Source organism: Sphaerisporangium flaviroseum (assembly GCF_039537005.1).
GTDB classification, from domain to species: Bacteria; Actinomycetota; Actinomycetes; order Streptosporangiales; family Streptosporangiaceae; genus Sphaerisporangium; species Sphaerisporangium flaviroseum.
In genome coordinates this window covers 572,812-585,006 of sequence record NZ_BAAAZR010000008.1, presented here as the reverse complement: position 1 = coordinate 585,006, position 12,195 = coordinate 572,812, and the positions used below count along the sequence as shown (strand labels likewise).

10 protein-coding genes are annotated in these 12,195 nt (G+C 68.7%); 6 read left to right on the top strand and 4 right to left on the bottom strand.

Annotation, left to right across the window (positions count from 1 at the left end):
• Window positions 1–57: 57 nt before the first annotated feature.
• The 5 genes from ABD810_RS18910 (at window position 58) to ABD810_RS18890 (ending at window position 6,472) form a co-directional block, all read left to right on the top strand.
• Window positions 58–1,101 carry a LacI family DNA-binding transcriptional regulator gene (locus ABD810_RS18910; RefSeq protein WP_344941514.1) on the top strand — a complete coding sequence of 348 codons (1,044 nt, stop codon included), beginning with the start codon at window positions 58–60 and terminating at the stop codon, window positions 1,099–1,101.
• Window positions 1,102–1,428: 327 nt separating this feature from the next.
• Window positions 1,429–2,808, top strand: a complete 1,380-nt coding sequence (locus tag ABD810_RS18905; protein WP_344941511.1) for an ABC transporter substrate-binding protein — start codon at window positions 1,429–1,431, stop codon at window positions 2,806–2,808.
• A gap of 68 nt (window positions 2,809–2,876) precedes the next feature.
• Window positions 2,877–3,794 carry a carbohydrate ABC transporter permease gene (locus ABD810_RS18900; protein WP_344941508.1) on the top strand — a complete coding sequence of 306 codons (918 nt, stop codon included), beginning with the start codon at window positions 2,877–2,879 and terminating at the stop codon, window positions 3,792–3,794.
• Between the two features lie 138 nt (window positions 3,795–3,932).
• Window positions 3,933–4,814: a carbohydrate ABC transporter permease gene (locus ABD810_RS18895; RefSeq protein ID WP_344941506.1), complete on the top strand. Its 882-nt coding sequence runs from the start codon at window positions 3,933–3,935 to the stop codon at window positions 4,812–4,814.
• A 107-nt stretch (window positions 4,815–4,921) separates the two neighbouring features.
• Entirely contained in the window at window positions 4,922–6,472 is a 1,551-nt protein-coding gene (locus tag ABD810_RS18890) for a glycoside hydrolase family 13 protein (RefSeq protein ID WP_344941503.1), read from the top strand.
• 187 nt (window positions 6,473–6,659) lie between these two features.
• Here ABD810_RS18890 and mshB read toward each other — a convergent pair whose 3' ends face one another.
• The 4 genes from mshB to ABD810_RS18870 all read right to left on the bottom strand — a co-directional run bounded on the left by mshB (window position 6,660) and on the right by ABD810_RS18870 (window position 10,923).
• A complete protein-coding gene (gene mshB / locus ABD810_RS18885; protein ID WP_344941500.1) occupies window positions 6,660–7,511 on the bottom strand; it encodes an N-acetyl-1-D-myo-inositol-2-amino-2-deoxy-alpha-D-glucopyranoside deacetylase in 852 nt (283 codons plus the stop codon).
• A gap of 175 nt (window positions 7,512–7,686) precedes the next feature.
• On the bottom strand, window positions 7,687–8,715 hold the full coding sequence (locus tag ABD810_RS18880; RefSeq protein ID WP_344941497.1) for a LacI family DNA-binding transcriptional regulator: 1,029 nt from the start codon (window positions 8,713–8,715) through the stop codon (window positions 7,687–7,689).
• Window positions 8,716–9,080: 365 nt separating this feature from the next.
• Window positions 9,081–9,908, bottom strand: a complete 828-nt coding sequence (locus ABD810_RS18875) for a patatin-like phospholipase family protein (RefSeq protein WP_344941494.1) — start codon at window positions 9,906–9,908, stop codon at window positions 9,081–9,083.
• A 28-nt stretch (window positions 9,909–9,936) separates the two neighbouring features.
• Window positions 9,937–10,923, bottom strand: coding sequence for a 1-aminocyclopropane-1-carboxylate deaminase/D-cysteine desulfhydrase (locus ABD810_RS18870; protein ID WP_344941491.1), 987 nt, complete (start codon window positions 10,921–10,923; stop codon window positions 9,937–9,939).
• Between the two features lie 78 nt (window positions 10,924–11,001).
• Here ABD810_RS18870 and galK point away from each other — a divergent pair, with 78 nt between their 5' ends.
• Window positions 11,002–12,135 carry a galactokinase gene (galK, locus tag ABD810_RS18865; RefSeq protein ID WP_344941486.1) on the top strand — a complete coding sequence of 378 codons (1,134 nt, stop codon included), beginning with the start codon at window positions 11,002–11,004 and terminating at the stop codon, window positions 12,133–12,135.
• Window positions 12,136–12,195 lie beyond the last annotated feature (60 nt).

Here is a 12,195-nt window from a genome sequence, read left to right as displayed (position 1 = left end):
GCCCGCAGGCCGACCCAGCGCAAGCCGTTTGCACCGGCCTGACGTATATTTGCGACCGTGACAAGTGAGACTGCGGTCCCCCGTTCGACGACCCGTCGGCTCGCCGAGGTCGCGAAGAAGGTCGGGGTCAGTGAGGCCACGGTCAGCCGCGTCCTCAACGGCAAGCCCGGCGTCTCCGACGCGACCCGCGCGGCCGTGCTGACGGCGCTCGACGTGCTCGGCTACGAGCGGCCCACCCAGCTTCGCGGCGAGCGAGCCCGCCTGGTCGGGCTCGTCCTTCCCGAACTCGGCAACCCCATATTCCCCGCGCTGGCGGAGGTCGTCGGCGGCGCGCTCGCGCAGCGCGGCTTCACCCCCGTGCTCTGCACGCGCACGGCGGGCGGGCTGTCCGAGTCCGACTACGTCGAGATGCTGCTGGAACAACAGGTCTCCGGCATGGTCTTCGCCGGCGGGCACTACATGGAGGCCGACGCGCCCCACGAGCACTACTTCCGGCTGCTCGACCTGCGCCTTCCCGCCGTGCTCGTCAACGCCGCGATCGGCGAGCTGAGCTTTCCCTGTCTGGCCACCGACGACGTGGTGGCGGTGGAGCAGGCCTTCGGCCACCTCACCTCGCTCGGGCACACCCGCATCGGCATGGTGCTGGGCCCCGAGGACCACATCCCCTCGCGGCGCAAGCATGAGGCATTCGTGTCCGAGGCGCGCAGGGCCGGACTGGAGGCGGGCCCCGACTGCGTGGAGCGCAGCCTGTTCTCCCTCGAAGGCGGCCAGGCCGTGGCGACGCGGCTGGTCAAGAACGGCATCACCGGCATCATCTGCGCGAGCGACGTTCTCGCGCTGGGCGTCCTTCGCGCCGTGCGGCGTCTCGGCATGTCGGTGCCCGAGGACATCTCCGTGGTGGGCTACGACGACTCGGCGTTCATGAACTGCACCAACCCCCCGCTGACCACCGTGCGCCAGCCCATCGAGGCCATCGGCAGGACGGCCGTCACGTTGCTCGTGAACCAGATCGACGGCGGCTCGGTCACCGCGGAGGAGTTGCTGTTCGAACCGGAGTTGGTGGTACGCGGCTCCACCGGTCCCGTCAGAATGCGCGACTAGCCCAGGTCTGACCCCTTCGCGAACGGGTCAGGACGCTTCACCGCCGCTGGGCGGGACCCGCGATCCCCCTCGCCCGGCGCCGGGGGGGCCGCCGGCCGGAGGACCTCGATGTCACCACTCCCAGGAGACAGTGCCGCACGTCACCGGACCGGCGTGACACCAAGGTGACATCGCTGTTGCCGATCGACGCACTGTCACTTTTTTGCATCATGCACTATCGACTCTTGCTGGCATATGTCTATCTCTATATGTTGCTCCCAACCGGTTCGCGAAGCTGTTCCAGATCTTGAGCCTCGTAGTCGGGGGCAGTCCAGGAGGGAAACATCCATGAAACCCCGCAACCTTGCGATCCTGCTCAGCGCAGGCATCGCGCTCGCTGCAGCCGGATGCGGCAGCGACGCCGGCAGCACCCCTGACGCCGCCTCGTCGTCGGGCTCCAAGGCTCCCGCCGCCGATGCCCCCGTGACGATCACGGTCGGCTGCAAGCCTCCGAAGAACAACCCGAAGGAAGCGGCCCAGTGGGACGCGGACGTCGCGGCGTTCCAGAAGCTCCACCCCAACGTCACGATCAAGGGCAAGGACGCGTTCCCCTGCATCGTTCCCGAGACGTTCCAGGCCAAGCTGGCCGGCGGGGAGATGGAGGACCTCTTCTACGTCTACTACACCGACGTCCAGAAGATCATCGCTTCCGGCCAGGCGGCGGACATCACCCCGTATCTGAGCAACGTCTCCGCTCTGAAGAACGTCCGCCCTGACGTCATGAGCGTCTTCAAGAGCGGCGACAAGGTCTACGGCCTTCCGAGGGTCAACTACTCCACCGGGCTCGTGTACAACCGCAAGCTGTTCACCCAGGCCGGTCTGGACCCCGACGCACCGCCCAAGACCTGGGCCGACGTGCAGGCCGCGGCCAAGAAGATCGCCGCGCTCGGCCCCGGCTACGTCGGGTACGGCGAGTACAGCGCCGGCAACACCGGCGGCTGGCACTTCACCTCCTCCCTGTACGGTCGCGGCGGCGAGATGGTCAGCGCGGACGGCAAGACCGCCGCCTTCAACAGCCCCCAGGGCAAGGCCGTCCTCGAGAACCTCAAGACGATGCGCTGGACCGACAACAGCATGGGCACCAAGCAACTGCTGCGCTGGGAAGACCTGATGCGGATGATGGGCAGCGGCAAGCTTGGCATGATGATCGGCGCCCCGGATGTCGTCAAGGAGGTCAACAACACCTTCAAGGGCAAGTTCGACGACTACGGCGTGACGGGGATGCCGGAGGCCACGCACTCCCTCAGCGGCGGCGACGGCTACATGTTCCACCCCAAGGCCACGCCCGAACAGATCAAGGCCGGTCTCCAGTGGCTCGAGTTCAAGTTCCTGACCCCGGGACAGGGCCAGTTCAACTTCGAGCGGGCCAAGGCGGACGGGCTGCCGGTCGGACTGCCGGACATCGACCTGTTCGGCAACACCGAGCCGGGCAAGAAGATCCAGGAGCTGCGCAAGCAGTTCGCGACGATTCCCGTGGAGCACTTCCAGACGTACGTCGACGCCAACGCCACGGTCCAGTTCAAGCTGGAGCCGCCCAAGGCCCAGGAGATCTACGCGATCCTCGACACCGCCATGTCGGCGGTGCTGACCAGGCAGGACGCCAACATCGACCAGCTCCTCTCTGACGCGGAGAAGAAGGCCAACAACGTGCTGGCCAAGTCCAGCTGACCTGAGCTCGGGGTGCCGGCCCACAGGCCGGCACCCCGCCGGTCACGTCGAGATCAGGAGTTCAACCGATGACCACAATGTCCGCGAGGGGATCACGGCGTCGCACCCCGGGGGCGGTGCGACGCGGCCTGCGCCGCAATCTGACGGCGTATGGATTCCTCTGCGGGGCACTGATCTGCTTCGCGTTCTTCTCCTGGTACCCGATGGTGCGGGAGTTCCTGCTCAGCTTCCAGAAGACCAACTTCGTCGGGCCGCCTGAATGGGTCGGCCTCGACAACTTCCGCACGGTGATCGAGGATTCGGCGTTCGCCCCGGCCTGGATCAACACCGCCGCGTTCACCGGTCTGGCGCTGGTCTTCGGATACGCGGTGCCGTTCGTGGCCGCCATCGTCCTCAACGAGCTGCGGCACGCCAAGGCGTACCTCAGGTTCGTCGTCTACCTGCCCGTCATGCTGCCCCCGGCCGTCGCGGTCCTGCTGTTCAAGTGGTTCTACGACCCGGGCGCCGGCCTGTTCAACCAGATCCTGGACCTCGCGCACCTGCCCGCGCTCAGCTGGCTGGACTCCACCAGCACCGCCCTGATCTCGTTGGTCATCGTCTCCACCTGGATGAACCTCGGGACCGGCACGCTGATCTACCTGGCGGCCCTGCAGAGCATCCCGAGCGAGCTGTACGAGGCGGCCGAGCTGGACGGCGCGGGCCTTTTCAAGCGGGTCTGGCACGTCACCATCCCCCAGACCAAGCTCATCCTCCTGGTCATGCTCCTCCTGCAGATCGTCGCGACCATGCAGGTGTTCATCGAGCCGTACCTGCTCACCGGCGGCGGCCCGGAGAACGCGACGGTCACCGTCGCCTACCTGATGTACCAGTACGCCTTCAGCTTCGGGAACTTCGGTGGCGGCGGCGCCCTCGGACTCATGCTCATGGTCGTGCTGATGGTGTTCTCCGCCATCTACCTGCGTGTCTCGCGGGACAACCAGACCTAGAAGGGAGTGGCGTCGATGTCGCACAGCACAGTGCAACCGTCAAGCAGTGGCGTCCGGTCGAGCCGCCCCGTTCAACTCGTCCCCCCTCCGGCGCCCGGCCACGGGAGGCCACACCGGTCCCGCGGGCCCGGCAAGAAGATGGAGCGGCAGTTCCGTGGTCTGGTCTCGCCGCACACGCTCAACACCCGGCGCGGCCGGACGATCTACTGGATCGTCCTGGTCACGGTGGTGGTGAGCTTCACCGCGATCTTCGTTTTCCCGCTGTACTGGATGATCACCGGGGCGCTGAAGTCGTCCGAGGAGCTCGCCCAGATCCCCCCGTCGTTCTTCCCCACCTCGATCGACTGGAGCGTGTACGCGGAGGCGTGGAACCAGCTCGACCTGGGCCTGTTCCTCCGTAACACGATCGTCTACGCCGCGGGCGCCTGGCTCTTCACGCTCGCCATCGACGTCACGGCCGCCTACGCCCTGTCGAAGCTGCGGCCGGTGCTCGGCAAGGCGATCCTCGGCCTGATGCTGGCCACGCTCATGATCCCGCCGATGGTGATCCTGCTGCCGGCCTATCTCACGGTCAAGGACCTGCCGATCGTCGGCTGGAACCTGCTGAACACGCCGTGGGCGATCTGGCTGCCCGCCGCGGCCAACGGGTTCTACATCTTCCTGCTCAAGCGGTTCTTCGACTCGATTCCCAAGGAACTGCTGGAGGCCGCCGAGATCGACGGCGCCAGCCCGTTCCGGATCCTGTGGTCGATCGTGCTGCCGGTGTCCCGGCCGATCATCGGCGTGGTGTCCATCCTGTCGGTCGTGACCGTATGGAAGGACTTCGTCTGGCCGCTGCTCGTGCTGCCGGACAGCGACAAGATGTCGATCAGCGTGGGCATCTCCTCGCTGTCGGCCCAGATGCCGCAGAACGTGCTCATGGCGGCGCTGGTCATCGCGAGCATCCCGGCCATCGTCGTCTTCTTCATCTTCCAGCGGAGCATCATGGCCGGCCTCACCGCCGGAAGCCTCAAGGGATGACCCGGCGCCGTCCGCAGAGCAAGCCGCACGCGCCGTACACGCAGCGGCCCGAGCCGTCCATCGAAACGGCACGAGCCGTACACCGAATCTGAAGGAGAGACTCCAGCATGTCCGAAACGTGGTGGCGGGGAGCCGCGATCTACCAGGTCTACCTGCGTAGCTTCGCCGACGGCAACGGCGACGGCATCGGCGACCTGGCTGGACTGCGGTCCCGTCTGCCCTATCTCTCCGATCTCGGTGTGGACGCGATCTGGCTCAACCCCTGGTACCCCTCGCCCATGGCGGACGGCGGCTACGACGTCGCCGACTACCGCGACATCGAGCCGTCCTTCGGCACGCTGGCCGAGGCGGAGAAGTTCATCCTTGAGGCGCACGCGCTGGGCATCAAGACGATCATCGATATCGTCCCCAACCACGGCTCCGACCAGCAGGAATGGTTCATCCAGGCGCTGGCGGCCGGTCCGGGCTCCCCGGAGCGTGAGCGGTTCTGGTTCGCCGAGGGCCGGGGCGACCTGCCGCCGAACGACTGGAAGTCCATCTTCGGCGGCCCGGCCTGGACGCGGGTCCCCGACGGGCAGTGGTACCTCCACCTGTTCGCCCCCGAGCAGCCCGACTTCAACTGGGAGAACCCCGAGGTCGTCGAGGAGTTCCACGACGTGCTGCGGTTCTGGTTCGACCGCGGCGTGGACGGCATCCGCATCGACTCGGCGGCCGTGCTGATCAAGGACTTCGACAGCGTCGAGGAGTCCTACACCGACCATGACGCCGTCCACGAGATCTACCGGGGCTGGCGGCAGATCGCCGACGAGTACGGCGAGCGCATCCTGATCGGCGAGGTGTGGCTGCCCGACCAGGAGCGGTTCGCGCTCTACCTGCGTCCGGACGAGATGCACACCGCGTTCAACTTCGACTTCATGTCCCGCCCGTGGCAGGCCGAGGAGCTGCGCGCCTCCATCGACATGACGCTGGCGACGCACGTGCCGATCGGCGCCCCGCCCACCTGGGTGCTTTCCAACCACGACGTCCCGCGGCCGGTGACCAAGTACGGCAGGGCGGTGACCTCCTTCGACCACGCCGATCGCAGGGACGGCATGCCTTCCGATCTGGTCCTGGGCGAGCGCAGGGCCAGGGCCGCGGCCCTGCTCGCCATGGCGCTGCCCGGCAGCGTGTACGTGTACCAAGGCGAGGAGCTCGGCCTTCCCGAGGTCGACGACATCCCCGGCGAGCTCCGCCAGGACCCGATCTGGACCAGGTCGAAGCACACCGTCCCCGGACGGGACGGCTGCCGCGTGCCGCTGCCCTGGTCGGGGCAGGAGTCGCCGTTCGGCTACAGCACCGGGGAGCCGTGGCTGCCGCAGCCCGCGTCCTGGAAGGGTCTCACCGCCGAGGCCCAGATCATGGACCCCAACTCCATGCTGTGCCTGTACCGGACGGCGCTGCGGATCCGGCGGGCCGAGCTCGGCGACGGCTCGATGCGCTGGCTGAAGGCGCAGGACGGCGTGCTGGCGTTCGCCCGCGAGTCGGGGCTGGCCTGCGTGGTCAACTTCAACGCCGAGCCGATAGAGCTGCCGCCGCACGAGGGCCTCCTGCTCGCCAGCGGCCCCCTGGAGGGCGACCGGCTCCCCTCCGACACCGCCGTCTGGCTCCGCATCGGCTAGCCGTCGTCAACGGCTTCCGTACGACAAGGGCGGTCACGCCGGCGGGGAGGGGTACGACCTGATCCAGGCGTACCACCGGCTCTCCGGCCAGGTCGGCATGGCCGCCCGCGGCGATGGGGTGTTCCCCTCGTCCAGACCGTGCGCTCACCGGGCAGGACCAGGCGTCGCGCGCGACCTGGCCGAAGCGCTATCCGAACAGGTCGGTCTCGCGGCCGTGTTCGTCGAGGGGGCCGGGGTCTCCGGCCAGCCGGGTGAAGTACTCCACGGCGAGCACCGGCTGGCCGACGTTGTTGGACAGTGCGAAGAACCGGCCGTCCACGGAGATCTGCGTGCGGTGCGCTCGCAGGGCGGCGATCTTGGCCTCCTGGTGCTCGGTGGCGTCGACCCGGGTGGTGATCTCGGTGTCCGGAACCCCGAATCCGAAGTCCTCCACCGACTTCACGTGGTCGAAGGGCCCGGTGCCGACGGCCTGCTCGAGCACCGACAGCGGCGTCGCGGTGGCGTAGAACCGGGACGGCGACCACGGCTCTCCTTCGCCGAAGCCGGGATCGGCGGCCTTCTCGAAGGCCCGCCACGCCACTCGGTGCGCCTGGATGTGATCGGGATGGCCGTAATAGCCGTTGTCGTCATATGTCACGATCACTTGCGGCCGTACCTCACGGACGATGCTCACCAGCTCCGCCGCCGCCAGGTCCAGATCGGACTGCCAGAAGCACGCGGGATCGTCGTTGGTGGCCGCTCCCATCATGCCGGAGTCACGCCAGCGTCCCGCTCCGCCGAGGAACCGGTGATCGTCGACGCCCAGGGCCGCACACGCCCGCGTCAGCTCGCCCACGCGGTACTCCCCCAGCCGGTCCTCCTGGTCGGCGCCGAGGTGGCGCAGCTCGGCCGGGATCACATCACCCTCCTCGCCCAGCGTGCACGTGACCAGGCAGACATGGGCCCCTTCGGCCGCGTACTTGGCCATCGTCGCCCCGGTGCCGATCGACTCGTCGTCGGGATGAGCGTGGACGAAAAGAATTCGACGATCGGGCGCCATGGCCGACCTGCCTTTCGTTCTGGAGACTGCACCCACGGGCTCCCCGGGGCCCGCGGGCGGGAGGATCGGCCAGGGCCCCAGGCCGATCCTGCCGAAGGATCAGGTCGCGGGGGGCTCCGCGTCCTGTTCGGGATCCCATCATTCCGAGTGGCTGATGACCCCCGAATCGGGGACCCTACTCCACCAGTGCGCTGGGACGGACCTTGGCGGGGGCCGTGGAGCCCCGCACGACCAGTTCAGGCTCGAACAGCAGCTCCTCCGCGGTGACGGACGCGCCTTCGATCTGGCTCACCAGCAGGGTCACCGCGGTCCTGCCCATCGCCTCGATCGGCTGGCGCACCGTGGTCAGCGGTGGATTGGTGCAGTTCATGAAGGCGGAGTCGTCGAAGCCCACCACCGACACGTCTTCGGGCACCGACATGCCCAACCTGCGCACGGCGCGGAAGGCGCCGAGGGCCAGCGGGTCGCTCGCGCAGATGATGCCGGTGACGCCCCTTCTCAGCAGCTTGGTGGTCACGGCCTGCCCGCCCTCGGGCGAGAACAGCGTGCGCTCCACCGCGTGGGGGTCCACCTCGATGCCGGCCATCCGCGCCGCCGCCGTGAACGCGGCGTGCTTGCGCCGCGAGGGGATGTGGTCCTGGGGCCCGAGCACCAGCCCGATGCGCTCGTGGCCCAGCGAGACCAGGTGACCGAACGCCTGCTCGACCGCGACGGCGTCATCGGTGGACACCCGGGGGAACTCGAGGCTGTCGGTCGCGGCGTTGACGAGCACGACGGGGAGCCGGAGTTCCAGCAGCCGGAAGTAGTGCTCGTGGGGCGCGTCGGCCTCGGCGTAGTGCCCGCCCGCGAACACCACGCCGGAAACCTGCTGCTCCAGCAGCATCTCGACGTAGTCGGACTCGGACAGCCCGCCCGCCGTGCGCGTGCAGAGCACGGGGGTGAACCCCTGCTGGGCCAGCGCGCCGCCGACCACCTCCGCCAGCGCCGGGAAGATCGGGTTGCCCAGTTCGGGAAGCACCAGCCCCACGAGGCGGGCTCGCTCGCCGCGAAGCTGGGTGGGCCGCTCGTAGCCGAGCACGTCGAGCGCCGTCAGCACGGCCGCGCGGGTCGCTTCGGCGACGCCGGGCTTGCCGTTGAGCACCCGGCTGACGGTCGCCTCGCTGACGCCGACCTTCTTCGCCACTTCCGCAAGTCGCCGTGTCACGGCGCAATCATAGGTCGGATGGCTGCAAGCCGCTTACATTCTGGCGGCTTCGGATGAAACGGGAACTACCTCAGGAGCGGTCCAACCGTGCCTGTGGCGACAGGGCTGTGGGCGGGCAGGCCCCGGCGGTTCATCTCAAGACCGGCACCACGCTCCCGCCCATAGGGCTCTGACCTGGCACGCGACCATGGCGCACCGCATCCACCGAACCTTCCATATAGCCCGGAATTTATGGAAGGTTTGCGCTCCCTTACACCTGCTTGCAACTTCTGGCGGGTGACCATGTCAGCGAAACCGCTCATGAGCGCCCGCAGGAGCTCCTCGCCACGCGGCTCACGGGACGCGTACGACCGGCCGCCCGTGGCTCAGGTCCAGAAGGTGACGAGCCGGTCGGCGATCATCTTGCCCTGCTCGTAGCCGGCCTCGGCCGAAGGCGTGCGAACGGCGGGGTCCAGCGGGTCGGCTCCCATGGCGGCGACCGACGCCTTGTCCGGGATGATCACTTCCACTTCCCCACCGGCGGCGAGCGACTCCACCTGCCCCACGAGCTGCGGGTCCTCCAGGGGCGCGAGCACCAGAACGCGGTCGAACCCGGCCGCCAGATCGGCGTTGACCCCCGATCGGACGCCGCCGTCCATGTACCGGTCGGGGCCGATGGTGACCGGAGGCCACACACCGGGCACGGCACAGCTGGCCGCGACCGCGTCGACGAGGTCGACGCCGGATGACCGGTCGAAGACGCGGTGCTCGCCGGTCGCGGTGTCCACGGCCACCAGGGCGATGTCGGCCTCGGGCCATTCATGTCGGGGAAGGCGGTTGGCGACCACCTCCCGCCGTACGGGCTCGGGGACCGTGTTGGCCGCGAGAGCCAGCTCGCCGACCTCCCGCCGGACCTGTGCGAGGTCCTGGGTCCGCTCGTAGAGCGCTTCGAAGGAGGAAACCAGCTCCTCGATCGAGATCCCGCTCGGCAGCTCCTTGTTCTGCAGGACCGGGTCGGCCTGGCGCCGGTACAGCTCGTCGAGCGGCACGCCGCTGGTCACCTGCGCGGCGACGGTCGCCCCTGCGGACGTTCCGACGATCTTGTCGGCCGAGCGGCAGTCGACGCCGCCGTCTGCCAGCCCGGCGAGGACACCCGTCTCCCAGGCAATTCCCGCGACCCCGCCTCCACCAAGCACCAAAGCTCGCTTTGTCATGAAAGATCCCCTGGCTCGTTCCGGAAGATCATGCTAGCCCGCGGAAGGCTTGCTCAGGCCCCGGTCCACCGGTGATGACCGCGACGATCCGCGTGCCACGCGGAAAGTTTCCTCGGTCCACCAGGTCGAAGATCCCATACATCATCTTCGCCACATATATCCGGTCCAGCAGGAGGTCATGCCGTACCGCGAAGTCCTCGACGAAGGCGAGAAGCCCCTTGGTGGTCTTGGCGTAGCCGCCGAAATGGAAGCCGCATTCGAGGGTCCAGTTCGACCAGGACACCCCGAATGCCTCCTGCTGCAACCGCCTCACCTCTTCGGCCAGGAACCCTCCGCCCTTCAGCACCGGGAAGCCGATGGCCCGGCCGCCCCCGGACAGACCGGCGGCGATGCCCGCGAGGGTGCCTCCCGTACCGCACGGGCAACAGATCACGTCGAACCCGTGACCGCCGGGTCCGCGAGGGAGCGGCCGGCCATTCAGATCATCGGCCTGGGCGCCGAACCGGGCCTCGATCTCGACGGGCAGCTCGGCGCACCCCCGGACCGCGTACGCGTTGCTGCCGCCTTCGGGCACCAGGTAGAAGTCACCCCATTCGGCACGCAGCCGGGAGATCACCTCCGGCCGGTCCTTCGCCCGGTACGTGGCCCGGTCGAGGTAGACGAGCCGCATGCCGCGCGACACGGCGTAGGCCAGAGAGGGGTTGAGCGGCAGGTGCTCCTCACCGCGGATGACGCCGATGGTCGCGAACCCGAAGTGGTATCCCGCGGCGGCGGTGGCCCGGATGTGGTTGGAGTAGGCGCCGCCGAACGTCAGCAGGGTGGACTTCTCCTGGCTGTCGGCCTCGGCCAGGTTGTACTTGAGCTTGCGCCACTTGTTGCCCGGCAGCTCTGGGTGGATCAGGTCGTCGCGCTTGAGGAACAGCCGGACGCCGCCGAGCCGGTCGTCGCGCAGCTCTTCCAGAGGGCTCGGCAGCCGCAGTCGCAACCCCCCGAGAACCGTCTCGGCGTTGTCCACAACCCCAGCTTGGCATGCGAGGAGGGCGGGGCGGATCGGTAGGCTACGACGGACCCCGAACACGAGGAGACCGCTGTCATGCGTGCTGTCGATGCCTTCCACGCGGCATTTGGTCACGAGCCCGAGGGCGCCTGGCACGCGCCCGGACGCGTCAACCTGATCGGGGAGCACACCGACTACAACGATGGCTTCGTGCTGCCCTTCGCGGTGCCCTGGGGGGTCACGGCCGCCGTGAGCCGGCGCGACGACGACACCATCGCGCTGCTGTCCCTGCAGACCGCCGGGCGCTGTCCCGGCGAGCCCCAGGTGATCAAGGAGTACGGCGAGGCCGAGGGGTGGGTCCGCTATGTCGTGGGCGTCTTCTGGGCGTTGCGGCAGGCGGGCCATGCCGTGCGGGGCGCCGATCTGGTGATCGACGGTGACGTGCCGCAGGGCGCGGGGCTGTCCTCCAGCGCCGCCCTGGAGGTGGCCGTCGCGCTGGCCCTCAACGACCTGTACGACCTTGGGCTGAGCCGGCTCGACCTCGCCCTCCTCTCGCAGAAGGCGGAGAACGACTTCGTCGGCATGCCCTGCGGCATCATGGACCAGGCCGCCTCCGCGCTCAGCAAGGAGGGTCACGCGCTGTTCATGGACTGCCGCAGCCTCGCCACTCGCGCCGTCCCGTTCGACCTGTCGGCCGACGGGCTGCAGACCCTGATCATCGACACCGGCATCCACCACGAGCTCGCCGACGGGCAGTACGCCCGCCGCCGCCACGACTGCGAGAGCGCCGCGAAGCGGCTGGGGGTGACGTCGCTGCGCGACGTCACCGACCTGGCGGGAGCTTTGTCCAAGCTCGACGGCGACGAGCGCAAGCGCGTCCAGCACGTCGTGACCGAGAACCACCGGGTGGAGGCGCTGATCGGGCTGCTGCGCGCGGGCGCCGTGCGCGAGATCGGCGCCCTGCTGAACGCTTCGCACCTCTCGTTGCGCGATCAGTACGAGGTGTCCTGCCCCGAGCTCGACGTCGCGGTCGAGGCCGCCGTACGCGGGGGGGCCCGCGGCGCCCGCATGACCGGAGGCGGGTTCGGCGGCTCCGCGATCGCCCTCGTGGCCGACGACCGGGTCGAGCGAGTGCGGGAGGAGGTGGAGCAGGCCTACGACGAGCGCGGCTGGGCCGCTCCCCGCTTCCTCCCCGCCACCCCGGGCCCCGGAGCCCGCCGCCTGGGCTAGCGCGCCATGCCACGTCCGACCACGCGAAACGGCGCCCTCTACCCGGATGAACCGGAAAAG

Excerpts from the sequence above, each read along its gene's own strand:
- ABD810_RS18900 (WP_344941508.1), top strand. The coding sequence starts at position 2,877 with ATGACCACAATGTCCGCGAGGGGATCACGGCGTCGCACCCCGGGGGCG.
- mshB (WP_344941500.1), bottom strand. The coding sequence starts at position 7,511 with ATGGCGCCCGATCGTCGAATTCTTTTCGTCCACGCTCATCCCGACGAC.
- galK (WP_344941486.1), top strand. The coding sequence starts at position 11,002 with ATGCGTGCTGTCGATGCCTTCCACGCGGCATTTGGTCACGAGCCCGAG.
- ABD810_RS18890 (WP_344941503.1), top strand. The coding sequence starts at position 4,922 with ATGTCCGAAACGTGGTGGCGGGGAGCCGCGATCTACCAGGTCTACCTG.
- ABD810_RS18875 (WP_344941494.1), bottom strand. The coding sequence starts at position 9,908 with ATGACAAAGCGAGCTTTGGTGCTTGGTGGAGGCGGGGTCGCGGGAATT.
- ABD810_RS18895 (WP_344941506.1), top strand. The coding sequence starts at position 3,933 with ATGGAGCGGCAGTTCCGTGGTCTGGTCTCGCCGCACACGCTCAACACC.
- ABD810_RS18905 (WP_344941511.1), top strand. The coding sequence starts at position 1,429 with ATGAAACCCCGCAACCTTGCGATCCTGCTCAGCGCAGGCATCGCGCTC.